General features: G+C 64.3%; 30 protein-coding genes and 1 tRNA gene. 20 read left to right on the plus strand and 11 right to left on the minus strand.

Going from position 1 to position 26126, the window contains the following annotated elements; genetic code table 11:
• Positions 1 to 4: 4 nt before the first annotated feature.
• Genes phnL through AB7535_RS41315 form a run of 4 tightly spaced genes read left to right on the plus strand, consistent with a single transcriptional unit; the run spans position 5 to position 3099 of the window.
• A complete protein-coding gene (gene phnL / locus AB7535_RS41300; protein ID WP_166353575.1) occupies positions 5 to 703 on the plus strand; it encodes a phosphonate C-P lyase system protein PhnL in 699 nt (232 codons plus the stop codon).
• 11 nt (positions 704 to 714) lie between these two features.
• Complete coding sequence (locus AB7535_RS41305) at positions 715 to 1872, plus strand: alpha-D-ribose 1-methylphosphonate 5-triphosphate diphosphatase (protein WP_439037741.1); 1158 nt, start codon at positions 715 to 717, stop codon at positions 1870 to 1872.
• A complete protein-coding gene (gene phnN, locus AB7535_RS41310; RefSeq protein ID WP_439037742.1) occupies positions 1869 to 2465 on the plus strand; it encodes a phosphonate metabolism protein/1,5-bisphosphokinase (PRPP-forming) PhnN in 597 nt (198 codons plus the stop codon). Before AB7535_RS41305 ends, phnN begins: the two co-directional genes overlap by 4 nt.
• A 22-nt stretch (positions 2466 to 2487) precedes the next feature.
• Positions 2488 to 3099: a pyridoxamine 5'-phosphate oxidase family protein gene (locus tag AB7535_RS41315; RefSeq protein WP_071909237.1), complete on the plus strand. Its 612-nt coding sequence runs from the start codon at positions 2488 to 2490 to the stop codon at positions 3097 to 3099.
• A gap of 257 nt (positions 3100 to 3356) precedes the next feature.
• On the opposite strand, the gene AB7535_RS41320 is transcribed toward AB7535_RS41315, so the two are convergent.
• Both AB7535_RS41320 and AB7535_RS41325 read right to left on the minus strand, forming a co-directional pair.
• Positions 3357 to 4316 carry an IS5 family transposase gene (locus AB7535_RS41320; protein WP_166348444.1) on the minus strand — a complete coding sequence of 320 codons (960 nt, stop codon included), beginning with the start codon at positions 4314 to 4316 and terminating at the stop codon, positions 3357 to 3359.
• A gap of 95 nt (positions 4317 to 4411) precedes the next feature.
• Positions 4412 to 5143, minus strand: a complete 732-nt coding sequence (locus tag AB7535_RS41325) for an SDR family NAD(P)-dependent oxidoreductase (protein WP_354114056.1) — start codon at positions 5141 to 5143, stop codon at positions 4412 to 4414.
• A gap of 392 nt (positions 5144 to 5535) precedes the next feature.
• Between AB7535_RS41325 and AB7535_RS41330 the strand changes: the two genes are divergently transcribed.
• Both AB7535_RS41330 and AB7535_RS41335 read left to right on the plus strand, forming a co-directional pair.
• Positions 5536 to 5757 (plus strand): hypothetical protein, encoded by a 222-nt coding sequence (locus AB7535_RS41330; protein WP_063985898.1) that lies wholly within the window; start codon positions 5536 to 5538, stop codon positions 5755 to 5757.
• 22 nt (positions 5758 to 5779) lie between these two features.
• Positions 5780 to 6733 (plus strand): sulfonate ABC transporter substrate-binding protein, encoded by a 954-nt coding sequence (locus AB7535_RS41335; protein ID WP_354114057.1) that lies wholly within the window; start codon positions 5780 to 5782, stop codon positions 6731 to 6733.
• Positions 6734 to 6867: 134 nt separating this feature from the next.
• Here AB7535_RS41335 and AB7535_RS41340 read toward each other — a convergent pair whose 3' ends face one another.
• From AB7535_RS41340 to AB7535_RS41350, 3 genes are all read right to left on the minus strand, one after another.
• Positions 6868 to 7650: an alpha/beta fold hydrolase gene (locus AB7535_RS41340; RefSeq protein WP_354114058.1), complete on the minus strand. Its 783-nt coding sequence runs from the start codon at positions 7648 to 7650 to the stop codon at positions 6868 to 6870.
• Positions 7651 to 7654: 4 nt separating this feature from the next.
• A complete protein-coding gene (locus tag AB7535_RS41345) occupies positions 7655 to 8950 on the minus strand; it encodes an O-acetylhomoserine aminocarboxypropyltransferase (protein WP_439037743.1) in 1296 nt (431 codons plus the stop codon).
• Between the two features lie 81 nt (positions 8951 to 9031).
• Positions 9032 to 9832, minus strand: a complete 801-nt coding sequence (locus AB7535_RS41350) for an IclR family transcriptional regulator (RefSeq protein WP_354114060.1) — start codon at positions 9830 to 9832, stop codon at positions 9032 to 9034.
• Positions 9833 to 9960: 128 nt separating this feature from the next.
• On the opposite strand from AB7535_RS41350, the gene AB7535_RS41355 reads away from it, so the two are divergent.
• From AB7535_RS41355 to AB7535_RS41380, 6 genes are read left to right on the plus strand one after another with little or no spacing between them, the layout of a single operon-like run.
• Positions 9961 to 10926, plus strand: a complete 966-nt coding sequence (locus AB7535_RS41355; RefSeq protein WP_208084152.1) for a Bug family tripartite tricarboxylate transporter substrate binding protein — start codon at positions 9961 to 9963, stop codon at positions 10924 to 10926.
• A gap of 3 nt (positions 10927 to 10929) precedes the next feature.
• Positions 10930 to 11547 carry a flavin reductase family protein gene (locus AB7535_RS41360; RefSeq protein ID WP_354114061.1) on the plus strand — a complete coding sequence of 206 codons (618 nt, stop codon included), beginning with the start codon at positions 10930 to 10932 and terminating at the stop codon, positions 11545 to 11547.
• A gap of 43 nt (positions 11548 to 11590) precedes the next feature.
• Positions 11591 to 12451, plus strand: coding sequence for a fumarylacetoacetate hydrolase family protein (locus AB7535_RS41365; RefSeq protein ID WP_354114062.1), 861 nt, complete (start codon positions 11591 to 11593; stop codon positions 12449 to 12451).
• A gap of 3 nt (positions 12452 to 12454) precedes the next feature.
• Positions 12455 to 13258: a 2-oxo-hept-4-ene-1,7-dioate hydratase gene (gene hpaH, locus AB7535_RS41370; RefSeq protein WP_231143681.1), complete on the plus strand. Its 804-nt coding sequence runs from the start codon at positions 12455 to 12457 to the stop codon at positions 13256 to 13258.
• Between the two features lie 25 nt (positions 13259 to 13283).
• A complete protein-coding gene (locus AB7535_RS41375; protein ID WP_028151405.1) occupies positions 13284 to 13676 on the plus strand; it encodes a RidA family protein in 393 nt (130 codons plus the stop codon).
• Positions 13677 to 13689: 13 nt separating this feature from the next.
• Positions 13690 to 14565, plus strand: a complete 876-nt coding sequence (locus tag AB7535_RS41380; protein WP_354114063.1) for an amidohydrolase family protein — start codon at positions 13690 to 13692, stop codon at positions 14563 to 14565.
• 12 nt (positions 14566 to 14577) lie between these two features.
• On the opposite strand, the gene AB7535_RS41385 is transcribed toward AB7535_RS41380, so the two are convergent.
• The 3 genes from AB7535_RS41385 to AB7535_RS41395 all read right to left on the minus strand — a co-directional run bounded on the left by AB7535_RS41385 (position 14578) and on the right by AB7535_RS41395 (position 16156).
• Positions 14578 to 15585, minus strand: coding sequence for an LLM class flavin-dependent oxidoreductase (locus AB7535_RS41385; RefSeq protein ID WP_166104464.1), 1008 nt, complete (start codon positions 15583 to 15585; stop codon positions 14578 to 14580).
• Between the two features lie 126 nt (positions 15586 to 15711).
• Positions 15712 to 15930 carry a hypothetical protein gene (locus AB7535_RS41390; protein ID WP_028151408.1) on the minus strand — a complete coding sequence of 73 codons (219 nt, stop codon included), beginning with the start codon at positions 15928 to 15930 and terminating at the stop codon, positions 15712 to 15714.
• A gap of 58 nt (positions 15931 to 15988) precedes the next feature.
• A complete protein-coding gene (locus tag AB7535_RS41395; RefSeq protein WP_354114064.1) occupies positions 15989 to 16156 on the minus strand; it encodes a hypothetical protein in 168 nt (55 codons plus the stop codon).
• A gap of 170 nt (positions 16157 to 16326) precedes the next feature.
• Between AB7535_RS41395 and AB7535_RS41400 the strand changes: the two genes are divergently transcribed.
• The gene (locus tag AB7535_RS41400) at positions 16327 to 16566 is read left to right on the plus strand and encodes a hypothetical protein (RefSeq protein WP_063985887.1); all 240 of its coding nucleotides are present in this window, start codon (positions 16327 to 16329) and stop codon (positions 16564 to 16566) included.
• The gene (locus AB7535_RS41405) at positions 16563 to 17012 is read left to right on the plus strand and encodes a DUF3085 domain-containing protein (RefSeq protein ID WP_071909249.1); all 450 of its coding nucleotides are present in this window, start codon (positions 16563 to 16565) and stop codon (positions 17010 to 17012) included. Before AB7535_RS41400 ends, AB7535_RS41405 begins: the two co-directional genes overlap by 4 nt.
• Positions 17013 to 17025: 13 nt before the next feature.
• On the opposite strand, the gene AB7535_RS41410 is transcribed toward AB7535_RS41405, so the two are convergent.
• Entirely contained in the window at positions 17026 to 18780 is a 1755-nt protein-coding gene (locus AB7535_RS41410; RefSeq protein WP_354114065.1) for a SulP family inorganic anion transporter, read from the minus strand.
• A gap of 369 nt (positions 18781 to 19149) precedes the next feature.
• Between AB7535_RS41410 and AB7535_RS41415 the strand changes: the two genes are divergently transcribed.
• The 3 genes from AB7535_RS41415 (at position 19150) to AB7535_RS41425 (ending at position 20973) form a co-directional block, all read left to right on the plus strand.
• A complete protein-coding gene (locus tag AB7535_RS41415) occupies positions 19150 to 19638 on the plus strand; it encodes a Twin-arginine translocation pathway signal (RefSeq protein ID WP_354114066.1) in 489 nt (162 codons plus the stop codon).
• A gap of 11 nt (positions 19639 to 19649) precedes the next feature.
• Positions 19650 to 20288, plus strand: a complete 639-nt coding sequence (locus AB7535_RS41420) for a ferric reductase-like transmembrane domain-containing protein (protein WP_354114067.1) — start codon at positions 19650 to 19652, stop codon at positions 20286 to 20288.
• A gap of 196 nt (positions 20289 to 20484) precedes the next feature.
• Complete coding sequence (locus AB7535_RS41425; RefSeq protein WP_354114161.1) at positions 20485 to 20973, plus strand: Crp/Fnr family transcriptional regulator; 489 nt, start codon at positions 20485 to 20487, stop codon at positions 20971 to 20973.
• A 96-nt stretch (positions 20974 to 21069) separates the two neighbouring features.
• Here AB7535_RS41425 and AB7535_RS41430 read toward each other — a convergent pair whose 3' ends face one another.
• Positions 21070 to 21561 carry a septal ring lytic transglycosylase RlpA family protein gene (locus tag AB7535_RS41430; RefSeq protein WP_094184040.1) on the minus strand — a complete coding sequence of 164 codons (492 nt, stop codon included), beginning with the start codon at positions 21559 to 21561 and terminating at the stop codon, positions 21070 to 21072.
• Positions 21562 to 22663: 1102 nt separating this feature from the next.
• On the opposite strand from AB7535_RS41430, the gene AB7535_RS41435 reads away from it, so the two are divergent.
• The gene (locus tag AB7535_RS41435) at positions 22664 to 23683 is read left to right on the plus strand and encodes an outer membrane protein (RefSeq protein WP_354114068.1); all 1020 of its coding nucleotides are present in this window, start codon (positions 22664 to 22666) and stop codon (positions 23681 to 23683) included.
• A 100-nt stretch (positions 23684 to 23783) separates the two neighbouring features.
• Here the strand turns inward: AB7535_RS41435 and AB7535_RS41440 are convergent.
• Positions 23784 to 23858: transfer RNA gene (locus AB7535_RS41440), tRNA-Thr, on the minus strand.
• Between the two features lie 317 nt (positions 23859 to 24175).
• Here AB7535_RS41440 and AB7535_RS41445 point away from each other — a divergent pair.
• Positions 24176 to 24364 (plus strand): hypothetical protein, encoded by a 189-nt coding sequence (locus AB7535_RS41445; protein ID WP_063985880.1) that lies wholly within the window; start codon positions 24176 to 24178, stop codon positions 24362 to 24364.
• A gap of 40 nt (positions 24365 to 24404) precedes the next feature.
• The gene (locus tag AB7535_RS41450) at positions 24405 to 26111 is read left to right on the plus strand and encodes an FAD-dependent oxidoreductase (protein WP_166353579.1); all 1707 of its coding nucleotides are present in this window, start codon (positions 24405 to 24407) and stop codon (positions 26109 to 26111) included.
• Positions 26112 to 26126: the final 15 nt, after the last annotated feature.

Genomic DNA, 26126 nt, shown 5'->3' on the forward strand with positions numbered 1-26126 from the left:
TCCGATGACCGCCATGATCGACATCGCCGCCGCGAAAAAGACCTTTACGATGCACCTGCAGGGCGGCATCGAGCTGCCTGTCGTCAGCGGCGTGACCTTCCACGTCAACCCGGGCGAATGCGTCGTGCTGTCTGGCCCGTCCGGTGCCGGCAAGTCGTCAATCCTGAAGATGATTTTTGGCAATTACCGCTGCGACTCCGGCCGTATCGGCATCCGCCATCGCGGCGCGGTTGTCGATCTCGCCACCGCCGAGCCGCGGCAGGTTCTCAATATCCGCCGCTCCACCATCGGCTATGTCAGCCAGTTTTTGCGGGCGGTGCCGCGTGTTGCGACCATTGACGTCGTCGCGGAGCCACTGATCGTGAACGGCCTGGCACGCGCTGAGGCGCAGCAGCGCGCCGGCGAGTTGCTGCACCGCCTCAACATTCCCGAAAGACTCTGGCAGCTTCCGCCGGCGACCTTCTCCGGCGGTGAGCAGCAGCGCGTCAACATCGCGCGCGGCTTCATCTCGGAGCTGCCGATCCTGCTGCTGGACGAGCCGACCGCCTCGCTCGATGCCGCCAACCGCGCCGTCGTGGTCGATCTGGTCGCCGAGAAGAAGCGCCAGGGCGTCGCCATGGTCGCCATTGTCCATGACGACGAAATCCGCCATTTGATTGCCGACCGTATTGTTGACGTCACCAGCTTTGCCGCCGCGGCCTGAAGGAAATGGAAATGAATGCCAAGCCGAAGGAAACATTGATCGCCAACGCCAGGATCGTGCTGGCTGACCGGGTGATCGAGCAGGGCTGGCTCGCTCTTGCCGACGGACGCATCGCCGAGATCGGCGAGGGCAGGGCGCCTGCGGGTGCGGAGGATGCCGGCGGCGACCTCATCATGCCCGGCCTGATCGAGCTCCACACCGACCACCTCGAAGCGCATTACGTGCCGCGCCCAAAAGTGTTCTGGAATCCGGTCGCGGCCGTCATCTCCTATGACGGCCAGCTCGCGACCTCAGGCATCACCACTGTGTTCGACTCGCTCCGGGTCTGGCGCGAGGATGGCGCCGAGGAAGTCGATGGCCGCGCCGGCGTGCTCGCCGCCGCGATCACGACCGCCCGCGATGCCAGCCTGCTGCGCGCCGACCACTTCCTGCATCTGCGCTGCGAAATCCCGATGCCGAGCGTGGTGGAGGAGGCCAAGGAGCTGATCGACCGTCCCGACGTCAAGCTGATGTCGCTGATGGACCACACACCCGGCCAGCGCCAGTTCCGCGACGAGGTCAAGCTGCGCGACTATTATCGCGGCAAGGGCGGCGGCAAGACCGATGCCGAGCTCGACGAGCTGTTCGCGAAGCGCTTCGAGTATCAGAAGCTCTATGCAGCGGCCAACATGCGCGAGATCGTGTCGCTGGCGCACAAATTCAACATTCCGCTGGCGAGCCACGACGACACCACCGAGGAGAACGTCGTGGACGCCGTGCGTGATCGCGTGTCGGTGGCGGAATTCCCGACCACGCTGGAGGCCGCGCGCGGCCTGCATCAGGCCGGCATCGACATCCTGATGGGTGCGCCGAACGTCGTGCGCGGCGGCTCGCACTCCGGCAACATCGCCGCGGTCGATCTCGCCCGCGAGGGCCTGCTCGACATCCTGTCGTCGGACTACATCCCGTCCAGCCTCCTGATGGCCGCGCTGCAATTGCCGGAGCATGTGCCCGCGATCAGCCTTCCGGCGGCGGTTCGGACCGTGACCAAGGCGCCGGCCGAGGCGGTTGGCCTGTCGGATCGTGGCGAGGTCGCGATCGGCAAGCGCGCCGACCTGATCCGCGTGCATGTCGCAGGCGACGTTCCCGTGGTCCGCAGCGTTTGGCGCGAAGGAAACCGCGTCGCATGAGCGAGACCGCGACCATGGCACACGATGAGGCCAGCGGGATCGGACCCGGGCGGCTCGTGCTCGTGGTCGGTCCCAGCGGTGCCGGCAAGGACACGCTGTTGCGGCTCGCACAGGCGGCCTGCGTGGACGATCACGACATCGTCTTTCCGCGCCGTGTCGTGACGCGCGAATCCTCCGAAGCCGAAGACAACATGGCGATGAGCCAGGACGAATTCCGCCGCGCGCGCGAGCACGGCGATTTCGCCGTCCACTGGGAAGCGCATGGTCATTCCTACGCTCTTCCGCTCGAAATCAACGATGACATCCTCGCTGGCCGGGCCGTCGTCGCCAATGTCTCGCGCACGGTGATCGGCGCGCTGCGCCAGGCCTATGCCAACGTCGTTGTGGTCGCGATCACGGCGCCGCCGGACGTGCTGGCGCAGCGGCTTGCCGCCCGGGCCCGGCACAGCGACGGCAATATCGCAGATCGCCTCGCGCGCAGCGTCGACGACACATCGGCCAATGCCGATGTCACCATCCTCAACGCGGGCAGCGCGGACTATCACAGCCGCCAGCTCGTGCGCGTGATCAGGAACGAAGGCTGGCACGAATAGCCGGCGCAACAAGGAGAACGGAATGTCGGTGATTGAAACGGTCGAACAGCTGGAGGCCATCTACGGTGCCGTTGGTGATGCCTCGACCGTGAAAGTCGCCGACCACGTCACGCCGCTCTACCGCATCTTCATCGAGAAGGCCCCGTTTGCCGCGCTGGCCACCATCGGGCCCGAGGGGATCGACTGCTCGCCGCGCGGCGATCTCCCCGGCTTCGTCCGCATTCATGATCCGAAGACGCTGATGCTCCCGGATCGCCGCGGCAACAACCGGGTCGACTCCTTGCGCAACATCGTGCGCGATCCCAGGGTGTCGCTGATGTTCCTGATCCCCGGTTCCGGCAATGCGGTGCGGGCCAACGGCCGCGCTTGTCTCTCCGTCGATCCCGAGCTGCTCGCCTCGTTCAAGGTCGAGGGCAAGGCGCCGCGCAGCGTCATGGTGATGAATGTGGACGAAATCTATTTCCAGTGCGCCCGCGCCATCGTCCGCTCCGACCTCTGGAATCCCGACAAGCGGATCGATCCGAAAACGCTGCCGACGCCCGGCCAGATCCTCGCCGAGATGAGCGAGAACAAGGTCGGTGGCGCCGAGTACGACCGGATCTGGCCGGAACGGGCTGCTGCGACGATGTGGTGATCTTTTTCTTACCCTCTCCCCTTGTGGGAGAGGGTGGCTCGCCGCGAAGCGGCGAGACGGGTGAGGGGTATCTCTCCGCGAACTCATCTCTCAATCGGCATGCGCGGAGAGATAACCCTCATCCGGCGCTTCGCGCCACCTTCTCCCACAAGGGGCCTGTTGCGTTATCGGCTTTTGAGGCTGAAGACGTCAGGAGAGAAGGCCTTGGTCCTGGCAATGCCTGCGAAGATCTGTAGTTGTTGCCCTCAGCGGGCAGCTCACGCGGCGATCGTGGCCCACCGCCTCATGTTGAAGGCGATTGAGGCGAGCAGAACTTGCCCGGTCGCCTTGATCAGACCGACGTAGCGGATGCAGGTCAGCCGCATGCGGCGTTTGAGAGTAGCGAAGGTGGTCTCGACCTGGGCTCGGCGGCGCGCGATGAGGAGGTTGTAGCGTTTGAGCCTCGGCGGCAACTCCGGGTGATGCCGGTTGGGCCGACGAGCAATGCGGGGTTTCTTGCCCTCCGCCTTCAGCCGGGCCCGTCGGGCATGGGTGTCGTAAGCCGCATCGGCCCACACCGCAGCTTCATCGCCGCGGATCAAAGCGTCCGCCGGTGTCGTGTCGTTGATGTTGGCCGGTGTGGTCAGTACCGTGCGGATCAAGCCGGATCCTTCGTCGACACCGACATGGGCCTTGTAACCGAACGTCGTGCCGCTCTTGCCTTGCCGCTTGGTGAAGCGGGCGTCGGGATCGTTTGAGGGGCGATCCTCCTTCGGAGGAGCCGACACCGCCTGGATCAAGGTCGCATCCAGCATCGTGCCGCGCTTGAGGATGACGCCGGCATTTTCAAGCTGACGATCCAGCTCACCAAACAGCTTCTCCAGCAGGCCTTGTTCGACAAGCTGGTTCCGAAAGCGGTTCAGGACCGTATGGTCGGGCGTCGCATCCTCGAGGCTCAAACCGACGAAGCGCTTGAACGACAACCGGTCGCCCAGCGCTTCCTCGAGTTCGCGCTCCGAAAGACCATACAGCGACTGCAACAGCACAGCACGAAACAGCACCAGCACCGGATAGCCTGGTCGACCGGGGCTCCCTTCATCCCGCAAATGGCCGATCAGCTTCTCGAACCGGTACCACTTGACCAGGCCCGCCAGCCGATCCAGCGCCGCATTGGCGCCGGCCCCCTTCGGCATCAGCGCTTCCACAAAGCTCGGCTGTCCCGTCCGCTTGACCGCCATCGCTACCCTCCAAGGCTTTGCCCTAGGGAATCACAATTGACGAATTACGCAACAGGCCCACAAGGGGAGAAGGAAAGGCGGCACCATCTTCGCTCCTAGTTAAACGCCATGCCTCCACTCAGCGCGATGGTCTGCCCGGTCATGTAGGCATTGTCGACCAGCAGCATCACGGTTTTCGCCACCTCATCGGCCGTGCCGAAGCGGCCGAGCGGGATGCGGCTGACGAGCTGGGGCTGGCCGCTCATCATGTCGGTCTCGATCAGCGACGGCGCTACCGCGTTGACGGTGATGCCTTCCTTCACCAGCCGCGCCGCATAACCGCGTGTGAGACCCTCCATGCCGGCCTTGGATGCATTGTAGTGCGGGCCGATCGAGCCAGCACCGCGCGCCGCGCCCGAGGAGATGTTGACGATGCGGCCCCATTTCCGCGCGCGCATCGACGGCAGCACCGCCTGCGTGCACAGGAAGACTGATTTCAGGTTGACCAGGATGGTACGGTCGAAATCGTCCTCAGTGAGATCGTCAACGCCGCGCGTGATGGCGATGCCGGCATTGTTGACGAGGATGTCGATCGGTCCGAGCCCGGCCGTGACGCGCTCGACCATTGTAGCCACGGCGTCGCGCTGCGAGACGTCGGCGGCAACGACAATCGCGCGACCGCCTTGCTTGCCGATCTCGCCTGCCAACTGCTCGGCCTGCCCGATCTGCTCCCGGCAGTTGATCGCCACCGCCGCGCCTGATGCGGCAAGCGCGCGACAGACGGCTGCGCCAATCCCGCGCGAGCCACCGGTGACGAGCGCGGTGCGCCCCTTCAGATCATCCGCCATGTCCGGATCTCCCAAATTGTCTGTTTTGACGTTGCGCGAGCGTACCATGCCCGCCGCCCACGCCTGTTGAACTCATCGCGAGATGAATCCGTCTGTTGGTGCTTCCGCCGGGAGAAGCGCGCCAGCGCGCTCGTGCCAAATATGGATAGCCATTTCATTGACCGAACGCACCAATCGCTCAATATTCGCAGCATCGAAACTGCTCCTCGAGCTTGATGTCGCGATATGAGAACCGATCACCAGCGTAACCTTGACGACATGCACGCGTGCATGACGCGGCGCTGTTTCTCGGCGGCAACCGGCGCCTGTTGTTGTTGCTGATCGCCTCCTAGCAACCTCCCACAGCACAAATCCCACAACAGGAACGCCGACATTCCGGCGAACGAGCAGTCATGTCCCAGACCCAGTCCAACGCCTACATCATCGAAATCCACGATCGTGCCGCCGGCATCATCACAAGAGATGAGCGCGGCTTCCGCTTCTTCTCCTCGGAGCGCCTGTTCGACAGCCTCGAAGGCCGCCAGTTCCGCTCGGCGCGCGAGGCCGAACGCGCCGCGCGTGCTGTGTTTTCGGAGCGGAGCCGCCGTGCCAATTCCTCACTCTTCGCCAACTGAACCTGACGCAAAGGACCGCAACATGATTGCACGACGACATATCCTGACCGCAGCGCTTCTCCTCGCAACCGCCCTGGCCGCACCCGCACGCGCCGAGGACAAGCCGGCGGAAATCCGCATCGGCACCCAGAAGGGTGGCTTCTTCCCGGCTGTACGCCAGCGTCAAACGCTCGAAAATGCCTTCAGGCCACTGGGCATCGAGGTCAGATGGATCGACTTCCAGTTCGGTCCGCCGCTGCTTGAGGCCATCAACGTCGGCAGCGTCGATTTCGGCTTCGTCGGCGACACCCCGCCGATCTTCGCGCAAGCCGGCGGCGCAAAAATCAAGTATGTCGCGGCCGTGAAGTCCGAAGGCGACAACCAGGCGATCATCGTGCCTAAGGAGTCGCCGATCAAGACGCTGGCCGATCTCAAAGGCAAGCGCGTCGCCTTCGGCAAGGGATCGAGCGCGCACAATCTCCTGGTCGCCTCGCTCGAAAAGGCCGGCCTGTCCTGGTCCGACATCACGCCCGCGCCGCTCGCGCCGGCCGATGCGACGGCGGCCTTCGTGAAGGGCTCGGTCGACGCCTGGTCGATCTGGGATCCCTATCTCGCGCTCGCTGAATTGAAGGAGAACGCCCGCGTTCTCGTCTTCGACAAGGACGTGCACAAGCCGAACGCCTACTACATCGCCAACACCGACTTCGTCGAGAAATATCCGTCGCTGGTCGCAAAGCTCAACACGACCTTCGCCTCCGAAGGCAAGTGGGCGGAGCAGCATCACGAGGAGGTCGCAAAGGCGCAGGCCGAAGCGACCGGCGTCGACATCGAAGCTGTCAGGCGCTTCGTCAACCGCTCCGTCTACAGCGTGGTGCCGCTTGATGCCGAGGTGATCAGGACGCAGCAGGCCGTGGCCGACCGTTTTGCAAAGCTCGGCCTGATCCCGAAGCCGGTCAACGTCTCCGACATCGTCTGGAAGTGGACGCCGGGTTCGTAAGATGAGGCTAGGAAGACGTCGTCATGCCCGGGCTTGTCCCGGGCATCCACGTTCTTAGTCCCGAATAGCTAGACGTGGATGGCCGGGACAAGCCCGGCCATGACGCCCGTGGAGGCTGTCTTCTATCTAAACCCTCAGCCCCTCAGCGCCGCCAGCAATTGATCCGGGCGCTCGGCCATGATCATGTGGCCTGCGCCCGGCACCACGACGGTTTTGGCATGCGGGATCGCCGCGGCGAGCGCCTTGCCCGCCTTCGCCGGTGTCATCATGTCTCGTTCGCCGAGGATGAGCGTCGTCGGCACTTTCACGCTCGCAGCAGCGACAAGCGCGTTCGCGTAAGCATTGCAGGCCGACAAATCCCTGAAGAGCACGCCCGGCTCGCAAGACTTCAGCACCGCCTGCGCGCCGCCATGCATCCACAGGCCCGGAGCGAGGCTGCCGCCAAGCTCGGCGTTGAAGCCGAGACCCCAGATCGACACCATGTCGTTGGCGTCCTGCGAGTTGGCCTCGGCCGCTTTCAGGAGATCGGGGCCGACTGACATGGTCGCGGCGGTGCCGATCAGGCTCAGCGCGGACACCTTGTCGGGGTGACGCGCCGCCGTCTCCAGCGAGATCAGCGATCCCATGGAGTGGCCGATCAGGTGCGCCTTTGCCACGCCGGCCGCAGCGAGCAATGCCGCCGTCCAGTCCGCCATCTCGGCGATGGTTGACAGCGAAGGTCCAGCCGAGCGGCCGTGGCCGGGCAGGTCGGGCGCCAGCACGCCATAACCGTGATGGGCGAACCAGCGCGTATGCAGCGCCCAGGTCGAATGATCGAAGCCGGCGCCATGGATGAAGACGACCGCAGGCAGGGACTTGTCGAACTCGCGGCCGCCGTTTGCGACAAACACCTCGGCGCCGTTGACAGTGAGCTTCATGGTGTCAGACCTTTTGCGAGATGCGGAGCGCCTGCGCAAGATCGTCGATGATGTCGCTTGCCGTCTCGATGCCGACCGACAGCCGCACCAGCTCCTCGCCGATGCCGGCCGCCTTGAGCTGTTCGGCATCCATCTGCTGATGCGTGGTCGAGGCCGGGTGGATCACCAGCGTCTTGGCATCGCCGACATTGGCGAGATGGCTGATCATGCGCAGCGATTCGATGAATTTTCGGCCGGCGGGTCGCCCGCCCTTGATGCCGAAGGAGACGATCGAGCCGGCGCCGCGCGGCAGCAGCGTTTTTGCGAGCTGATAGTCGGTGTGGTCCTCCAGCGAGGGATGCAGGACCCAATCGACGGCCTTGTTCGACTTCAGCGCCTCCAGCACCAGATGTGTGTTCTGGATATGCCGGTCCATGCGCACGCCGAGCGTCTCCACGCCCTGCAAGAGCTGGAACGCGTTGGTCGGGGACAGGCAGGCGCCGAAATCGCGCAGGCCTTCGGTGCGCGCGCGCATGATGAAGGCGCTCGTGCCGAACTGTTCGTCGAAGACGATGCCGTGATAACCGCCATAGGGCTCGGTCAGCACGCCGAATTTGCCGGAGCCGCGCCAGTCGAACCGGCCGCCGTCGACGATGGCGCCACCGATCGCGATGCCGTGGCCGCCGATCCATTTGGTCGCCGAGTGCATGACGATGTCGGCGCCGAGCTCGATGGGGCGGCTGAGATAGGGCGTGGCAAAGGTGTTGTCGATCAGCAGCGGAATCTTTGCCTCATGCGCGATTCCCGCGACCTTCGGGATATCGAGCACTTCGAGCCCGGGATTGCCGATGGTCTCGCCGATCACGAGTCTCGTGTTCGGCTTGATCGCCGCGCGAAACGCGTCGAGGTCGCGCGGCTTGACGAAGGTCGTGGTGATGCCGAAGCGCGGCAGCGTGTGCGCCAGCAGATTGATGGTGCCGCCATAGAGCGAGCTCGACGCCACGATGTGGTCGCCGGCATTCAAGAGCGTCGCGATGGCCAGATGCAGCGCGGCCATGCCGCTCGCGGTGCAGATCGCGCCGACGCCGCCTTCGAGCGCCGCGAGCCGCTCCTCCAGCACACCGGTGGTCGGATTGGAGATCCGCGTATAGATGTGGCCGGCGCGCTCCAGATTGAACAGCGCGGCAGCGTGGTCGGAATCCTGGAACACGTAGGACGTGGTCTGGTAGATCGGCACCGCGCGGGCGCCGGTCGCGGGATCCGGATGCTGGCCCGCATGCAGGCTCAGGGTCTCGAAGGCAGGCGGTTTCGGAGCGGGCATGCGTGGCCTCGTTGGTCGGTCGGCGGAGGCGGCTCTTGTGCCACAAAATGGTGCGCGAAGTCAGCCCATTGACAGCGCCGCCTAACCCCGGATCGCCTGCTCGATCGTGCGCGCCTCCCGCAGCAGGATCTCCACGACTTCCTGCTCGCGGCGGGGGCCGAGCCTCGTCCGAACGGCGGAGACCGTCATCGCTGCGGCCGGCTGTCCGTCCGGGGTCTTGATCCAGGTGGAGATCGATTTCGTGCCCTGCACGAGGCCGATCTCCCTCATGCCATACCCCAGCCGTCTCGCGGCGGTGACCTGGCCCAGCACCGTCGCGACGTCGGTCCGGTAGGCCTCGAACCGCTTCTCGTTGGCCGCGACGATTTTTCGCGCGTCCTGCGCCGGCATCGCGGCGAGGATGGCGACGCCTGCACTGCTGACGCCGAGCGGCCGGCGCGCACCGACCTCGATCGACAGCACCTGAATCGGATAGATGCCAATCCTGCGGTCGACGCACAGCGTATCGTTGCCGGTCCGCACCGTCAGGAACAGCGTGTCGCCGATCTCAGTGGAGGCACGCCGCAGCGACGGATTTGCGGCGACCAGCAGCCGCGACGGCCGCGGGCGTGCAAGCGCGAGCTCCGGCACCTGGTTGCCGATCGCGTAGCGGCCGGTTCGCTCGTACCGTTCGACGATGCCTTCCTCGATCAGCACGTGGACGATGCGATGCACGGTCGGGCGCGTGAGGCCGGTCGCGCGCACGACCTCGGCCAGCGGCACCCCGTCTTCGCGGCCTGCGGCAAGAATACGCAGCACCGCGAGCGCGCGTCGGATCGCCTGCGCGCCCTGTCGCGGCTCCGCCGTTCCGCGGGCGGATCTTGCGGAGTTTGCTCTGTCCATAATATGGACAAGAACGCCACAATTCTCTCGACAGGTAAAGCGCTCATCTGGAGATTGCGCGGCGATCGAGCGCCATGCGCAACGTCAGGGCATTCGATGCGAATTGGAAGCGCCGCCGGGAGGTTAACATGAGATTAATCTGGATTGCCATAGCTGCTGCCACTGCGATGCTGGCGGGACCCGCATCGGGCCAGCAATGGCCGGCGCGCAGCGTCAAGCTGATCGTGCCCTATCCGGCCGGCGGCAACGTCGACAGCGCGGCGCGCATCGTCGCCGACAAGCTCCAGGAAAAGCTCGGCCAGCCCTTCATCATCGAGAACAAGGCCGGCGCCGGCGGCATGATCGCGGGCGAAGCCTTCGCGAAATCGGCGCCCGACGGTTACACGCTGTTCGTCGGCGCCAACGGCCCGGTGCTGTTCGCGACCGAGATCAACAAGCGTGAAGCCTATAACTGGAAGAAGGATTTTCTTCCGATCTCGACGATCTCGATGACGCCGCTGGTGCTCGAAGTGCACCCGTCCGTGCAGGCCACGACGTTCAAGGAATTCATCGAGCTCGCCAAGCGCGAGCCCGGCAAGCTGACGATGGCCTCGCCCGGCCCCGGTACCACCAACCATCTGCTCAGCGAGCTCATGCAGTCGAGCCTCGACCTGCAATGGGTTACCGCGCATTACCGCGGCAACGCGCCGGCGATCAACGATCTCCTGGGTGGCCAGGTGCAGTTCGCATTCGACCAGCTCACGGTCAGCCTCCAGCACATCAAGGCCGGCCTGTTCCGCGCGCTCGCCGTCACCAGCCCGCATCGCCTGAAGTCACTGCCTGACGTGCCGACCTTCGCCGAGCTCGGCTACAAGGACTTCGACGGCCAGACCTTTACGGGCCTGTTCGCGCCTGCCGGCACGCCGGCGCCGATCGTCGACAAACTTCACGAGACGCTGGTTGCGATCCTGAAAGATCCCGGTGTGATCGACAAGTTCGAAAAGCTTGGCGGCGAATCCACCCCGATGACGCCGGACGAGTTCAAGGCCTATCTCGCGCGCGAGGACGCCAAGTGGATTCCGGTCGTGCGTAAGGCCAACATCAAGGCTGACTGAGCGATGCGGATCGACCCCACCGAGCTCGGCGCGGAGCGCATCTACCGGCTGATGACCGGCGTCGTGGTGCCGCGCCCGATCGCCTGGGTCACGAGCCTGTCGCGCTCCGGCGTGCTCAACCTCGCCCCCTTCAGCGCCTTCACCTTCGTCTCGCAGAAGCCGCCGATGCTCGCCATCAGCGTCGGCCGCAAGGGCGCCGACTACAAGGACACCGCGCACAACATCCTCGACACCGAGGAATATGTGATCCACATCGCCGATACCCCGCTGATGTCCGCAGTGCACGACAGCTCGGTCGAGCATCCGCCTGAAATCAGCGAGGTCGAGCATCTCGGGCTGGAGACGCTGCCGTGCGAGCGGATCAAGGTGCCGCGGCTTGCGGCGGCACCCGTCGCGATGGAGTGCCGCTTCCGGCAGTGCCTCGAATTCGGCGAGGCCCGCAGCCGGCTCATCGTCGGCGAGGTCGTGATGTTCCACATCCGCGACGGCCTCGTGAACGACGGCAAGGTCGAAACCGCGGCGCTCGACCCGATCGCGCGCATCGGCGGGCCGCGCTACGCCCGTCTCGGCGAGATCGTGACGCTGAACACCGTCTTCCAGACGCCCAAATCCAAAGACTGAACGCGCGGCCCATCGCGCCTGAAGACCATTGGAGAACACGACAATGCGACTCGTAAGCTATCTCTTGGACGGAGAGCCGCGCTATGGCGCGGTGGTGGATGGCGGTGTCGTCGATCTGACCAGGCGGATCGGACGCGATTTTTCCGACGTGAAAGCGCTGATCGCGGCCAACGCGCTCGCGGACGCGCAGGAAGCGGTGGCCGGACAAAAACCCGACCACGCGCTGGAAAGCCTGGTCCTGGTTCCGCCGGTGCTGGCGCCGGAAAAGCTCTGGTGCATCGGCGTCAACTACGCCGAGCGCAACGCCGAGTATAAAGACAGTTCGGACCTGCCCAAATATCCTAGCCTGTTCGTGCGCAGCATCTCGTCGATGACCGGCGCCGGCCAGCCGCTGGAGAAGCCTCATGTATCTGAGCAGCTCGACTACGAGGGCGAGCTCGTCATCGTGATCGGCCAGGGCGGCCGTCACATCCCGCGCGAACAGGCCTTCGCGCACATCTTCGGCATGACCCTGTGCAACGAGGGCACGATCCGCGACTGGCTGCGCCACGGCAAGTTCAACGTCACCCAGGGCAAGAATTTCGATCGCTCCGGCAGCATCGGTCCGTGGATCGTCACGTCTGACGAGCTCGATCCGCGCGGGCCTCATGACATCATCACGCGCGTCAACGGCGAGGTGCGGCAGCAGGACACGACCGAGCGGCTGATGTTCCCGTTCGATTTCCTGATCTCCTATCTCTCCACTTTCGCCACCCTGAAGCCCGGCGACATGATTGTAACAGGCACGCCGACGGGCGCGGGCGCGCGTTTCGATCCGCCGCGCTGGCTTAGGGTGGGCGACGTCGTCGAGGTCGAGTCTGCTGGCATCGGCGTGCTGCGCAACACCGTCGCCGCGGAGCAGTAAGCCATGCTCGATACCGCCACGATCGAACGCCTCGCCGCGCGCCTGGATGAGGCCGAGCGCAGCAAGACGCTGATCCCGATGTTCTCGAAGGAATATCCCGACTTCGCCATCGAGGATGCCTACGCCATTCAGCGCGCCTGGACGAAACTTCAGCTCGGCCGCGGCCGTGTTATCAAGGGACACAAGATCGGCCTGACCTCGAAGGCGATGCAGAACGCGGTCGGCATCTCCGAGCCCGATTACGGCGTGCTGTTCGCCGACATGTTCTATGCCGACGCCACGCCCATTCCGTTCGACCGCTTTCACGCGCCGCGCATCGAGGTCGAGCTCGCCTTCGTGCTGAAGGCGCCGCTGCGCGGACCTGACTGCACCATCTTCGACGTGCTCAACGCCACCGACTACGTCACGCCTGCGCTCGAAATCCTGGAGACGCGCATGCATCGCATCGATCCCGAGACCGGCAAAACGCGGAAGGTCATGGACACGATCTCGGACAACGCGGCGAACGCCGCGCTGGTGCTCGGCGGCCGGCCGTTCCGCCCGATGGATGCGGACCTTCGCTGGATCGGCGCGCTGCTGTTCCGCAACGGCGAGGTCGAGGAGACCGGGCTTGCGGCCGGCGTGCTCAACCATCCCGCCAATGGCATCGCCTGGCTCGCCAATCGCCTCGCGCCGCATGACGAACATCTCGCGGCTGGCGAGGTGGTGCTGGCGGGATCGTTCACCCGTCCCGTCGACATCCGCCGCGGCGACACGTTTCACGCCGACTATGGCGCGTTCGGCTCGGTGTCGTGCCAGTTCGTCTGAACCAATAAGAGAGAGGGAGCGCACCATGACGGGTCAAACGCGGCGCAAGAGCATCCACATCGGCGGCTTCAAGCATGCCAACCCGATTCCGAACGCCTGCCGCATCGGCAATCTCGTGATGTCCGGTGTCATCCTCGGCCGTGATGCGGCCGGGGTGATGCCCGAGAGCCTCGACGCGCAATGCGCCAACATGTTCGCGCATATGAAGGCGACGGTGGAGGCCGCCGGCGGCACCACCGACGACATCATCAAGATGACGGTGTGGCTGAAGGACCGTACGCAGCGCGGCCCGGTCAATGTCGAGTGGCTGAAGATGTTTCCGGACGAGCATTCGCGCCCGGCGCGTCACGCGCTGCCGATGGACAATATGGACGGCGGCGCGCTGGTGCAGTGCGACTTCACCGCCGTGATCGACTGAAGGAGCATTTTGCATGCCGACCTATCTGCCGTTCGACCCGAACCCGCGCCGTCCCATTAAGGCGCCGCCGCCGAAGACCGTCGACAGCCAGTTTCACGTGCTGGGGCCCATCGACAAATATCCGGAACGCCCCGGCGCTGCCTATCGGATGCCGAGCGCGACCTGGGAAGCGGCGCGGCGCGTGCACAAGACGCTCGGCATCGAGCGCGGCATCATCGTGCAGACCACGACCTATGGCGCGGATCATTCCGTCGTACTCGACGGCCTCGCCGCGATGGGCCCGAACTATCGCGGCTGCGCCAATGCGCTGGTGTTCGCGGAGGCGAACGACGCTTATCTCGCCAAGCTGCATGACGCGGGCGTGCGCGGCGCGCGCTTTAGTTTCCGCCAGGAGCTCGGCGCCGTGCTGTCGGACGCCGATTTCGCCCGCGCCATCGCGCGCATCCGCGAGCTCGGCTGGTACGTGAAGATCCAGCCCGAGAAGGACGGCATCGTCTCCAGCGTCGCCAAGTACGAGAATCTCGACGTCCCCGTGTTGATCGACCACATGGCGCGGCCCGTGCCCTCGAATGGCAAGGATGATCCGAACCTGCGCAAGATGCTCGAGCTGCTCGCCAAGGGCAATTTCTGGGTCATGCTGTCGCTCGGCGAGAAGACCTCGCAGGTTGGCCCGCCCTATGACGACGTGATCCCGATCGCGCGCGCCTATATCGAGGCCGCAATCGACCGCTGCGTCTGGGCCAGCGACTGGCCGCATCCCGTCTCCGTCAAGCAGCCGCCCAACGACGCCGACCTGCTCGAGCTGATGTACCGCTACGCGCCCGACCAGGCCGAGCTGGAGAAGATCCTCGTGCACAATCCGGCAAAGCTGTTCGGCTTTCCGGACTAGGGCGGAATTGACTCACACCGCCGGCCGTGCCGCCAGCCGGTCGCGCATCTCGGCTGCGATCTCGAACGAGCGCAGCCGCGCGGCGTGGTCGTAGATCTGGCCCGTCGTCATCAGCTCGTCCGCGCCGGTCTCGGCGATCAGCGCCTTCAGCTTCTCCTCGACCGTTTCAGGCGAACCTATGGCGGAGCAGGACAGCGACTGGCCAACCATAGCCTTCTCGGCCGGTGACCACAGCGCGTCCATGTCGTCGACCGGCGGCGGCAGCGGGCCGGGCGTGCCGCGGCGCAGATTGATGAACTGCTGCTGGAGCGAGGAGAACATCCGCTGCGCCTCCGCGTCGCTCTCGGCGGCGAACACGTTGACGCCGACCATCGCGTAAGGCGTGTCGAGCTGCGCCGACGGCTCGAAGCGCGCCCGATATTCGCGCAGCGCCGGCATCATCATTTGAGGCGCGAAGTGCGAGGCGAACGCGAACGGCAGCCCGAGCATCGCGGCAAGCTGCGCGCCGAAGGTGCTCGATCCCAGGATCCAGAGCGGCACCTTCGTCCCAAAGCCGGGCACGGCGCGGATCGCCTGGTTCGGCTGGACATCACCGAGCAGCGCCTGCAACTCCAGCACGTCATGCGGAAAGTTCTCTGAGCTGGTGGCGAGGTCGCGCCGCAATGCCCGCGCGGTGAACTGATCGGTGCCCGGCGCGCGGCCGAGCCCGAGATCGATGCGCCCGGGATAGAGCGACTCCAGCGTGCCGAACTGCTCGGCGATGACCAGCGGCGAATGGTTCGGCAGCATGATCCCGCCGGACCCGACCCGGATCGTCCTGGTCCCGCCCGCGACATGCCCGATCACCACCGACGTCGCCGCGCTCGCGATGCCCGTCATGTTGTGATGCTCGGCCAGCCAGAACCGCTTGTAGCCCCAGGTCTCGGCATGCTGGGCGAGGTCGAGCGAGTTGCGGAACGCCTGCGCCGCATCGCCACCTCTTCGGATGGGAGCGAGGTCGAGCACGGAGAAGGGGATCATGTTTGGCGTACCGGGTGGGAGTGCGATGTGCGCTGCGGCCTCACATGTAGTAGCTCATTATGGAAATGTTAGCGCGCGCTTTTCAGTCGGTCGAGATGTGGCCGGCACCTTTCCCGTTGGCGGCAGCTACAGCAAGCCGCGCTTGTGCTGGATGATGATGATAACGCGAATGATGCAGTCCGATACTGACTCGCCGGGCCGGCGTGCCTTGTGCAGCATTTGCCACGTCACCTCATCGATCTGTATCTGCCATTTGCCGCTTGCCAGGCGTTGTCCAGTATCGTCGGACGGGAACTCGGCCGCAATCAGAGCGCGGCACTCGTCGGTGATTTCAATTTCCGGCATTGTTGGTCGTTCTCGCGGACGGTGTGCTCGCGTGCAGCCCTCGCCCGATCCGGAGAGATCAGCCAGTTAAATCGCGGTAACTACCGATCCGGCCGAAGCCGATGCTGATCGTCCTGACCATGGACGAGGAGCGCGACATCTGGACGCAGTCGCGGTAGGGCGCTGCGGCGCCACCAATGGATGCCTGCTGAATATTGAGGGACGCGGCGCTGACAAGAAGGATCATTCAATGGCTTGGGTCTCGTTCGCGCAGCCGTGACGCTTGAGTCGTCGGGCTCCCGTCGTCGCCGGACATTGCCGATCCTTCACAACCTTAATGCGATTTAACGAGGTTTCCGTAAGCGGTGTGGGTAAACCGCGAGTCGCGGGGGCGTCCTCCAGACACGAGATGACGCCGTGAAGTTTGACGAACAGGAACGCACCGCGCTGACGGACGCTGGGTTTTCCGTCGCCGACAACAGCAAAGCTGCCTACGTCGAAGCCGTCGTGGTGATCGCCGCGTACGACGCCGAAACCTATTGGCTGACGTTCGCCCTGCCGAATGATGCCCAGATCGTGTGCGTTGTGCCACGCGACCAGATTGCCGACGCGATCGCAACTCGTAACTACGCAGCTCGGCGGAACCCACTTCAGTGAAGCTGACCTTCCCTCATGCAAGGCTGAAGGCGCTCTGGAACGAGGCCGTCCGGCAATGGCCGGTTTCGGTGCGAGCCATGAACGGTCGAGATTCGCCCGGTTTCTGGCTTGTCGGTGGCCAAGGCATCTATCTCGTGCATAACGGCGCCAGGCCTCGGGGCAGCGTGACTCTGGCCTACGCAAACGAATGCGACCCGGTCAGGGTGCCGGTCCAAAGTTGGTTGGGTATCAAGCGCGCCATCTTCGGCGATAACGATGGGAGGGAATTCGTCGATCTGGTGATGATCGGCACTGCCGTCGATGCCGGCGCCGACCTCGAGGTGACCTTCGAGCCCGACACGATGACGGTGGCTGTCGTCGAAAAAGGGACGGCGAGCATACGACTGCAATCGCTGCGCATCCGGGACAAAAATGACACCACGTCAGGACGCAGTTGTCGGGTTTGAGTCTGAATCTCGGCTAAGGACCAGACGCGGTATCTTGGCCCGCTACTCTCTCCAAGCCCTGCACATCGTCGTCCTCCCAGTCCTCCCATTCCACGTTGTTGGTTTCGAGATAGCGGGCGACGGCTACGCCGATTGTCGGGAAGAAGTAATTCTCTCCAAGCTGCGCGAAGAGGCCAAATCTTTTCAGCTTGTCCTTCACGGGATCTTTGAGTTCGGCAAAACAAAACTCTATGCCTTGCGCGTGCAACGATCGGTCCAGTTCGGCAACCACGTCGCAGGCGGTGACGTCTACGCTCGTGACCGGCTCCGCGGCAACAACTAGCCAACGCACGGGTGTTGGCGATGTCGCTACGGCATCCAGGACGCGTTCCCTGAAGAATTCGGCGTTGGCAAAAAACAGAGGTGCATCCCAGCGAAACAGGACCAGCCCGGGGACCCGGCGCGCATCCGGATATCGTGTGATGTCGTGATAGCCTTTGACGCCGTGGGCGCGCCCCAATACGGCGGAGTGTGGGCGCCAACCGTCCCACAGGAACTCGATGATAGCGATTGCGATCGCAAGACCAATTCCTGGAATGACTCCGAGCACTGCTACACCGACAAAGCAGACGATCGCCAGCCAGAATTCCCACCGCTGAATGCGATAGATTCGTTTGAGGTCGGCAACTTCAATCAAGCCAATCGCCGATGCGATGACGACGGCGGCCAATGCGGCGGTGGGTAAATGTTGGAGCAGGCTCGGCGCGACCAGGAGGAGCAACGCGATGGCAAGCGCGCCTACGACGCTGGTGAGTTGAGTGCGGGCACCGGCGGCTTCCGCAACGGGTGTCCGTGAACTACTGCTGCTGATCGGGAAGCCCTGGAAAAATCCCGTCGCCAGATTGGCGGCACCGAGCCCGACCATCTCTTGGTTGGGATCGACCCGAGACCCCAATCGCGCAGCATAGGCACGTGAAAGTACGCTCGTATCGGCAAACGAAACCATCGCTACTGCACAACCGCCGATCAGCACCGGCACGAGGTCGCTGGAGGTGATCCATGGGACAACGAAACCCGGCAGGCCCTGGGGAAGGGGGCCCAGCACCTTGACGCCGTATTGCGTCCCGAGATCAAGCACCCCGACGACGAGCGTAGCCCCAACGACCGCAATCAGAAGGCCCGGTACCCGCTTGTTGTTTCTGAGAAGCAGGATCACGATCAACGTGGCGAAGCCAATCGCGAACGCGACCCAGTTTATCCGTCCCCCAAGGATCGCGCTGACAATCGCCCACAGGCTTCGCAGTGGCCCCTCGCTCTCGATGGAAAAGCCGAAGAGCTTGGGCAGCTGGCTGATCAATACGGTCAGGGCAATTCCGTTCATATACCCGTAGCGTATCGGCTTCGAGAGAAGCTCGGTGATAAAGCCAAGGCGCGCGACACCTGCCAGGATACAGACCGTCCCTGAGACAATCGCCATCATGCCCGCGAGTGTCACGGCCCGCAGGGGATCGCCCTGAGCCAAGGGAGCGATGACTCCAAGGAGTATTGCCGCCAGCGCCGAGTCCGGGCCAAGGACGAGAATGCGGCTTGGGCCGAACAGCGCGTAGGCGAGCAGCGGCACGATCGTTGCGTACAAACCGTAGATGCCCGGCAGGCCCGATGCAGCTGCATAGGCAATGCCGACCGGGACCAGCATTGTCGCCAGGACGATGCCGGCGAAGATATCGTGCGGAAGCCATGCTGCTTCATATTGACGGAGAGTGTCGAGTCCGGGCAACCAGCGCTTCATTGATGGTTTCTCCCAGCCCGCATTGAGCAAGTTTGCCCCGCATGATGTGTTGGACCGATCAGGCTATTACGCCCGCAGCAGGCTGAACAGTGGCCCGGCGCTATGGCCGAAGCAGCACAGCGGGCCATGGGTGCCAGCCGGCACCAAGTCTTCCCTGCGCTCTCTTCACGGACGAGGGGGAAGGACCAAAACCGAACTCGGGCGTTTCATGCCGCGAGAATGGCGTTCGTTCGCGGCTGTTTGAGTGGCCTGCGCCTCCGTTCACAACCCTGTTATTGCGACCTATGGTGACCGTTGTCTCAACTGGGCGTTTTGCGCCTGTTGTTGTACCCTCGGCGGAGCCACTGCACGGGTCGAGGAGGAACTGACATGACCATGGTCGTACTCAACCGACGCTATCTCCTCGCCGCCGGCGGCTCGGTCCTGGCGGCCGGGGTCTCCGGGCTCCTGTTGCCTGCCCGCGCTGAAGGCCTCGCGCCGACCGACTCGATGTCGGGTGGGGCGAACAACTATCGCAAGGGCGCGGCGATCGTGGACCGGATCGGCAAGGGCGGCTTCTGGATGAGCGGCACCGTACGCCGCGCAGGCGACGGGGCTCCACTCGCCGGGCAGCGCATCCAGATCTGGGCGCACACGACCGAAGGGCAGGAGCACGAGCCGCAAAGTCATGGCGCCACGCTCACCGACAAGGACGGCAAGTTCCGGCTCGAGATGCCGCAGATCATTCCGATCTTCGGCCAGCCGCATGGTCACCTCGCCTATGACAGCGGTGAGTTCAAAGCCGTCTTTCTGCGGCCGGTGATGCGGAGCGCGAAGGAGACGAGCCTGGAAGCGCACTTCGTCCTGCAGCCGGCCTGACCGGGTTGCGAATGAAGGGGTGGAGACTGGCCCGGGTGATCCTGATCTGGGTCGCGCTTGCTTTGGCCATTGGCGTGCCGATCGCCGCGGCAGCGGGAAGCGAGCAACTCGCATGGCGCGGTCCGCTCTACATCCTGGCCGGGTTTGCGGGGATTGTTGCCCTCGGCCTCGTGCTCGTTCAGCCCCTGCTGATCGGCGGATATCTGCCGGGATTTCCGGCCTATCGCGGACGGCGCGCACATCACTGGATTGGCGGCGCGCTGGTCGCAGCGATCGTGATCCATGTCGTTGGCCTCTGGATCACCAGCCCGCCCGACATGATCGACGCGCTAACCTTCTCATCGCCGACGCCATTCTCTCCCTTTGGCGTAACCGCCATGTGGGCCATCTTCGCGGTCGCGCTTTTGGCCGCCCTGCGCCGGCGATTGGGACTGCGACCGCGAACCTGGCGCTTCATTCACATGCCGCTGGCGATCGTCATCGTCGCAGGCAGCGTGGTCCATTGCCTGCTGATCGAGGGGACGATGGAGACGATCTCGAAGGCGGCGCTCTGCGCGCTCGTCCTCGCGGCAACCGTAAAAGTCATGATCGACCTGCAGGTGTGGCGAAAGCGAAGGACCTTGCGCGGCGAGAGCACTGCGCCGCAGTGACATGGCCGCGCGTAGCGCATAGTAGAGCGAAGCGAAACCCATCGCACTTTGTCCGCGCGGAAGCATGATGGGTTTCGCAAGCGCTCTCCCATCCTACGAAACTTTTGCTGACCGCCTTGTTCAAACACGTTCGGCGTCGTCAGCGCCGATCTCCGCTCCGCTTGTCGCAGATAGCGACGGGGCGTATCCTAGCGCGATGGTTGTCAGTGCCCCCGAGCTGAAAACGTTCCTGCTCGCGACGCCGTTCTTCGGCGGTCTTCCGGACCCGAGCCTCGACCTGCTGATTTCGATGCTGGTCGAGTGCCGCTTTGATGCCGGCGCGACCGTCGTGGCGGAAGGCGAGCCGGGACGCTCGCTGTTCATCGTCAAGTCCGGCCGGCTGGCGGTAAGCAAGCGGGCGAACTCGGGGAACGTCATCCCGATTTCCGTTCTGGAGGCTGGCGATTTCTTCGGTGAAATGACGCTGATTGAAATGCAGAATCGCTCCGCCACGGTGGTCGCGGAGAGTCCGACGGTGCTGTACGAGCTGACGGCGCAAAAGCTCTACGCCTGCTACAAGGCCGATATCCACGCCTATGTGATCGTCCTGCAGAACGTCAGTCGCGAGCTATGCCGGCGGCTGCGCCGTGCCGACGATCGCCTCACCGGACACCAGGCGGACGAAGACGAAACCCCCGCGAGATGACTGTGCTTCTCTGCGCCGCCGCAAGTTCGCTCCGCGGCTGACGGTCCCGGATTACGCTCACGCTCCATCCGGGCCACGCCACTTCGCGTGGGACGTTCAGCCCACCGGTCCCGGGATCCAATCGTCCCCTGAAAGTGGGATCACCCTTACGCCAACAATGACTCCGAGTTCCAGGCTTGGATCGAAATGGCGCATCGTCCGCTCGTTGAGGTCGATGATGCGGCCAGGCCTTAATGGCCCCACGTCATTTATCTTGACGATGACCTTCTTGCCGACGGCCTCGACGAGGGCATATTTCGGCCTCGCGCCAAATTGGACCCCACCAAATTTCCCGCGCAAATTCGTCTTGATGGCAGCCGCCCAGACAGAGGGATCATAGCGCTCGCCGGAGGCTGTGTTCGGACCGCCCTCTTCCTTGCCGGGCTTGAACGGATTGTACATGGATGCGGCGCCAACGATCGCCTCCCCGGAGGCGGCATCGACGACGGCGCTTGAGTGAACTTCACACGCTTCACTTCGATCAACGGGAACAGAAACGGCAAGCGCAACCAGGGCGCCGCAAATTGCGGCGCTCGAGCGGAACAGCATTATAACTCCTGTGATTTTTTCGATCGTCCGGTTCCGACACCGCAAACATGGTCAAGCGAACGCGGAAGCGTTCACGAACTTGCACCAGTGCTTTGCGGATTCGAGCCAACCCCTGGCTACGGAACCGATGTGCGAACCAGAGCGGTCCGCACGCAGTGTTTTAGGTTGTCCCCGACTAAGACAGAGAATGCGTCAGCAGCATGACCTGATGGAACCTGCGGTGAGTGACAAATGCGATGTCGCCAAAAGCCGACACGCTCGCGCTAATTGATGCGTCGGGCAAAACACCCGCCGCTCGCACAAACCCGTCAATCCTCTGCAGTAAAAATATTCCACTTTACCGAAATTCGGAATTACGGCATTCTCTCCGCCATCCCGACCCGAGAAGAGGGGCGATCGTACGTCGTCACGAACGTGGGCCGGGGTGCGGTGGACGCGGCAGTGCCGGGCACGCGAAGGCAGGACCAGGGCGAGATGAACCTCGTGAGGGCCTTGACTGCGTGCGGAACGGACGGCGCCTGTGTCCGGCGAAGCCCTTGGGTGGAGCTGGATGGCTGCGTACGGCGAAAACGCGTGGTCCTGACCGTCGTTGCTACGGTCAAGCCTTGCGGAGATGGATCGGGGCTCTACCGGGTTTCGAGGCATCGCCAATTCGCGAGGTGACGGAGGCCAGAAGGAACTCGGCTCCGGGGAGAGCGCGCATAAGCCGTCAGACCATCGCGCAGGGAAGGCCGGGTGTTTTTCCGGCCCACCTGTTTCCCGCCTGCGCATTTGCGTGTGCAAATTCCTGGCGCAGCGGATCATGGGTGTCAGCCGGCACCCGGCCTTCCCTGCGCCCTCTTCACGGAAGAGGGCGAAAGAGGAGAGCAAAACTCGGGCGTTTCATGCCGCGAGAATGCCGCTTCATGCGTGAATTGAGAATCGTGTTGCCCGATGGGATTGATCGAGACGCGGGGTGCGTGTCGCTCAAAATCCACATGCGTTCGGAATCGCCAGCTTAGGTGCCTCGAACGGTCGCATCCGCAGACGCGATATCTTTGCGATGGCCTGACCAGGTTCCATAGTGTCAGCGATGATTTGCAACCGAGGGGCGGGGTATCAAATGACAGCGCGTAAATGTTTCATCGTGGCCGCGGGATTGATGACGGCGAGCGCCGCCCATGCCGAGGACGTTCCCTCCAACGCCGAACTGTTTCGCATGCTGAAGGCGCAGCAGCAGACCATCTCCGAGCTGCGCGCCGAATTGAAGCAGGCCAAACAGGAGCGGCGCACGGTCACTCCGCGAGAGGCGACTGCACCGGCAGCCAAGCCAGCCGGACGCGACGCCGCGAGGGAGACGGTTGCGGTAGCACCGCCCGCGCAGGCTTATGCGATGTACAACAAGGGACCCGCAGTCGCGCCGGCGCGCACCGGCGGTGCCTATGTCGGTGTGTTCGGTGGCGGCGGCAGTCGCGGCGGCACTGACGTCAGCCAGCTCGGCACCGTCTTTTTCGTTGAGGCCGTCGGGGGCCCCTTGGCTGTCGACGCCACAGGGCGGACCAGCAGCGGCGGCGTCGGGTTCGGTGGCGCGCATCTCGGTTATGAATGGTCGTATGGTACGTATCTGCGGCCCGCTTTGGAGATCGAAGGTTTCTATCTGGCAGGTAACCAGCCGCGTGCGACGTTGCTGACCCCCACAGACCGATTTGCAGAGCACTCCTTCGACACGACTTTCCCGACGCGCACCACGGTGCTGCTGGCGAACATGGTCGTCGGCTTCAACACGCCCTATCAAGGCATCACGCCCTATATCGGTGGCGGTATCGGGGCCGCGAACGTCTCCATCAACGGCGCCACGTCCACACAGACCGACCCGGCCGAGCCTGGCATCAACCACTTCAACGCGCGTCCGGACTCCTCAGCCTGGACCTTTGCGGCACAGGCCAAGGCCGGTGCGCGCTTCGCTCTCGGCAACAGCGGCGCTTACCTGTTCGGCGAGTACCGCTATCTGTACGTCGGCGATGTGAATCAGGTTTTCGGCTCCACCGTGAATCCCGCTCATGCTGCGACCAGCCCGTGGACGGCCAGCTTCGGCGGCACATCGCACCATCTCGCAGCCGGCGGCATCGGCTTCGGCTTCTAGCTGAGCTCGATCACTGCGAGAATCGGAGGGGGCGGACGACACGTCCGGCCCCTCCCAGGAGGCAACCGGGCAACGGAAGAAGGCGATTTTCTGAGGAAACTGGTGCTGCCAGACAGGATTGAACTGTCGACCTCTCCATTACCAATGGAGTGCTCTACCACTGAGCTACGGCAGCATGTGCTGGGATAAGAATCGGCCGCCAAGGGGGCCTACCAAGCGGGCCGATATCTGCCACAAGCCCCCCTCCTGTGCAAGCTTGCTAGCTCCGCCAAGACGAGAAAATCGGGTCGATATCGGGGCCAAAATGCCCGTTTTCAGGTGAAAGTACCGACTTCCCGCCGATTTCGGTTCCGATATCCCCGGCCAACTGGCCAGTTGGCCGCGGCATGGCATTCGGCCCATTTTGGATTTCGCACGAACAGTTCGCGAGGGGCCTCTTGAGCTGCCGCATTCTCCGGGCATGTTATCGCGGATCGCTGGTATGGACCGCTGATGGCTGACGAGAACGACAAGAGCACGAGACAGGCGAGGGGGGCGCGGGACGACCGGCTGAAATCGGCGCTGCGCGAAAACCTGAAGCGGCGGAAGATGCAGGCGCGCGAACGCGCCGCAATCACCGACCCCTCGCAGAACGACGATGCTTCCCTAGATGAGGGGACCGCCGGCAAGACTGGCGATTGAAGTCTGGCGATTAGAATTTTTGGAGTGCATGGACGTGGCAATGGGGCAGGACGAGCAGCAACGAAACGATGGTGACGCGCAGATGTCGCGGTTCACGCGCCCTGAGCAGACCTTTCCGGCGCTGACATCGGCCGAGATCGAGCGCATGCGGAATTTCGGCGAGGTCCGCACTTACGCCGACGGCGAATTCCTGTTCGAGACCGGCAAGCCCGGACCGGGCATGTTCGTCGTGCTGAAGGGCCACGTCGCCATCACCCAGCGCGACGGGCTCGGCAATGTCACCCCGCTGATCGACCAGGGGCCGGGGCAATTTCTGGCCGAGCTCAGCCAGCTCTCGGGCCGGCCGGCGCTGGTCGACGGCCGCGCCGAAGGCGAGGTCGAGACGCTGCTGCTGCCGCCGCCCCGCCTGCGCGCGCTGCTGGTCGCCGAGGCCGAGCTCGGCGAGCGCATCATGCGCGCGCTGATCCTGCGCCGGGTCAATCTGCTTCAGGCCGGCGTCGGCGGTGTGGTGCTGATCGGTCCCTCGTATTCGGCCGGCGTGGTGCGCTTGCAGGGCTTCCTCACCCGCAACGGCCAGCCGCATCATCTGCTCGATCCCGAGCGTGACCGCGACGCCGCCGAGGTGATCGCGCGCTATTCGCCGAAGCCGGAAGACTGGCCGCTGGTCGTCGCGGCGAGCGGCGAGGTGCTGCGCAACCCCAGCGAAACCGAGGTTGCGCGCGCGATCGGCATGATCGGCGGCCCCCGCAACGACCGCATCTACGATGTCGCGATCGTCGGCTGCGGACCCGCCGGGCTGGCAACCGCGGTGTATGCCGCCTCCGAAGGGCTTTCGGTTGCCGTGCTCGACACCCGCGCCTTCGGCGGCCAGGCCGGCGCCAGCGCGCGCATCGAAAACTATCTGGGCTTTCCGACCGGCATTTCCGGCCAGGCCCTGACCGCGCGCGCGTTCAACCAGGCGCAGAAGTTCGGCGCCGACATCATGATCCCCGTCACGGTGAAGTCGCTCGACTGCACGCGCAGGGATGGCGCCTTTGCGGTGACGCTCGACGGCAGCGATCCCTTGCGCTCGCGCGCAGTCGTGGTTGCGAGCGGCGCGCGTTATCGCCGCCCCGAGATCGAGAACCTCGACAAGTTCGAGGGCCGCGGCGTCTGGTATTGGGCCTCTCCGGTCGAGGCGCGGCTCTGCGCCGGCGAGGAGGTGGCCCTGGTCGGCGCCGGCAATTCGGCGGGGCAGGCGGCCGTGTTCCTGTCGGGACATGCCAAGAAGGTGCTGATGATCATCCGCGGCGGCGGCCTGGGCGCCAGCATGTCGCGCTATCTCATCGAGCGCATCGAAGCGACACCCAACATCGAATTGATGTTCAACACCGAGATCACCGCGCTCGAAGGCGACGAGGCCTCGCTGCTGCGGCGCATCCGCTGGAAGAGTCGGCTGTCGAGCGACGAAGACTCTGCCGACATCAAGAATCTCTTTTTGTTCGTCGGTGCCGATCCCGCCACCAGCTGGCTCGACGGCTGCGGCGTCACGCTCGATCGCGGCGGCTTCGTCGTGACGGGCGCGCAGTCCGAGCTGAACCAGGGCAAGCTGGTGGCCCCACTGGAGACCTCGGTGCCCGGCGTCTACGCGGTCGGCGACGTCCGCTCCGGCTCGGTCAAGCGCGTCGGCGGCGCCATCGGCGAAGGCGCGCAGGTCGTGGCCTCCCTGCACGGCTATCTCGGCGACGCCGCAAAACCGGCGCTTTAGTCAAGGACAAGACAA

Source organism: Bradyrhizobium sp. 956_D2_N1_4 (genome assembly GCF_052076025.1).
Classification (GTDB): domain Bacteria; phylum Pseudomonadota; class Alphaproteobacteria; order Rhizobiales; family Xanthobacteraceae; genus Bradyrhizobium; species Bradyrhizobium barranii.

What these genes read in the sequence shown, in the direction of transcription:
- AB7535_RS41305 (WP_439037741.1), top strand. Translation starts at nt 715, where the DNA reads ATGAATGCCAAGCCGAAGGAAACATTGATCGCCAACGCCAGGATCGTG.
- AB7535_RS41450 (WP_166353579.1), top strand. Translation starts at nt 24,405, where the DNA reads ATGGGGCAGGACGAGCAGCAACGAAACGATGGTGACGCGCAGATGTCG.
- AB7535_RS41425 (WP_354114161.1), top strand. Translation starts at nt 20,485, where the DNA reads ATGGTTGTCAGTGCCCCCGAGCTGAAAACGTTCCTGCTCGCGACGCCG.
- AB7535_RS41415 (WP_354114066.1), top strand. Translation starts at nt 19,150, where the DNA reads ATGACCATGGTCGTACTCAACCGACGCTATCTCCTCGCCGCCGGCGGC.
- phnL (WP_166353575.1), top strand. Translation starts at nt 5, where the DNA reads ATGACCGCCATGATCGACATCGCCGCCGCGAAAAAGACCTTTACGATG.
- AB7535_RS41335 (WP_354114057.1), top strand. Translation starts at nt 5,780, where the DNA reads ATGATTGCACGACGACATATCCTGACCGCAGCGCTTCTCCTCGCAACC.
- AB7535_RS41330 (WP_063985898.1), top strand. Translation starts at nt 5,536, where the DNA reads ATGTCCCAGACCCAGTCCAACGCCTACATCATCGAAATCCACGATCGT.
- AB7535_RS41320 (WP_166348444.1), bottom strand. Translation starts at nt 4,316, where the DNA reads ATGGCGGTCAAGCGGACGGGACAGCCGAGCTTTGTGGAAGCGCTGATG.
- AB7535_RS41445 (WP_063985880.1), top strand. Translation starts at nt 24,176, where the DNA reads ATGGCTGACGAGAACGACAAGAGCACGAGACAGGCGAGGGGGGCGCGG.
- AB7535_RS41385 (WP_166104464.1), bottom strand. Translation starts at nt 15,585, where the DNA reads ATGATCCCCTTCTCCGTGCTCGACCTCGCTCCCATCCGAAGAGGTGGC.
- AB7535_RS41365 (WP_354114062.1), top strand. Translation starts at nt 11,591, where the DNA reads ATGCGACTCGTAAGCTATCTCTTGGACGGAGAGCCGCGCTATGGCGCG.
- AB7535_RS41360 (WP_354114061.1), top strand. Translation starts at nt 10,930, where the DNA reads ATGCGGATCGACCCCACCGAGCTCGGCGCGGAGCGCATCTACCGGCTG.
- AB7535_RS41345 (WP_439037743.1), bottom strand. Translation starts at nt 8,950, where the DNA reads ATGCCCGCTCCGAAACCGCCTGCCTTCGAGACCCTGAGCCTGCATGCG.
- AB7535_RS41355 (WP_208084152.1), top strand. Translation starts at nt 9,961, where the DNA reads ATGAGATTAATCTGGATTGCCATAGCTGCTGCCACTGCGATGCTGGCG.
- AB7535_RS41340 (WP_354114058.1), bottom strand. Translation starts at nt 7,650, where the DNA reads ATGAAGCTCACTGTCAACGGCGCCGAGGTGTTTGTCGCAAACGGCGGC.
- AB7535_RS41410 (WP_354114065.1), bottom strand. Translation starts at nt 18,780, where the DNA reads ATGAAGCGCTGGTTGCCCGGACTCGACACTCTCCGTCAATATGAAGCA.
- hpaH (WP_231143681.1), top strand. Translation starts at nt 12,455, where the DNA reads ATGCTCGATACCGCCACGATCGAACGCCTCGCCGCGCGCCTGGATGAG.
- phnN (WP_439037742.1), top strand. Translation starts at nt 1,869, where the DNA reads ATGAGCGAGACCGCGACCATGGCACACGATGAGGCCAGCGGGATCGGA.
- AB7535_RS41420 (WP_354114067.1), top strand. Translation starts at nt 19,650, where the DNA reads ATGAAGGGGTGGAGACTGGCCCGGGTGATCCTGATCTGGGTCGCGCTT.
- AB7535_RS41390 (WP_028151408.1), bottom strand. Translation starts at nt 15,930, where the DNA reads ATGCCGGAAATTGAAATCACCGACGAGTGCCGCGCTCTGATTGCGGCC.
- AB7535_RS41395 (WP_354114064.1), bottom strand. Translation starts at nt 16,156, where the DNA reads ATGATCCTTCTTGTCAGCGCCGCGTCCCTCAATATTCAGCAGGCATCC.
- AB7535_RS41375 (WP_028151405.1), top strand. Translation starts at nt 13,284, where the DNA reads ATGACGGGTCAAACGCGGCGCAAGAGCATCCACATCGGCGGCTTCAAG.
- AB7535_RS41430 (WP_094184040.1), bottom strand. Translation starts at nt 21,561, where the DNA reads ATGCTGTTCCGCTCGAGCGCCGCAATTTGCGGCGCCCTGGTTGCGCTT.
- AB7535_RS41325 (WP_354114056.1), bottom strand. Translation starts at nt 5,143, where the DNA reads ATGGCGGATGATCTGAAGGGGCGCACCGCGCTCGTCACCGGTGGCTCG.
- AB7535_RS41380 (WP_354114063.1), top strand. Translation starts at nt 13,690, where the DNA reads ATGCCGACCTATCTGCCGTTCGACCCGAACCCGCGCCGTCCCATTAAG.
- AB7535_RS41350 (WP_354114060.1), bottom strand. Translation starts at nt 9,832, where the DNA reads ATGGACAGAGCAAACTCCGCAAGATCCGCCCGCGGAACGGCGGAGCCG.
- AB7535_RS41435 (WP_354114068.1), top strand. Translation starts at nt 22,664, where the DNA reads ATGACAGCGCGTAAATGTTTCATCGTGGCCGCGGGATTGATGACGGCG.
- AB7535_RS41315 (WP_071909237.1), top strand. Translation starts at nt 2,488, where the DNA reads ATGTCGGTGATTGAAACGGTCGAACAGCTGGAGGCCATCTACGGTGCC.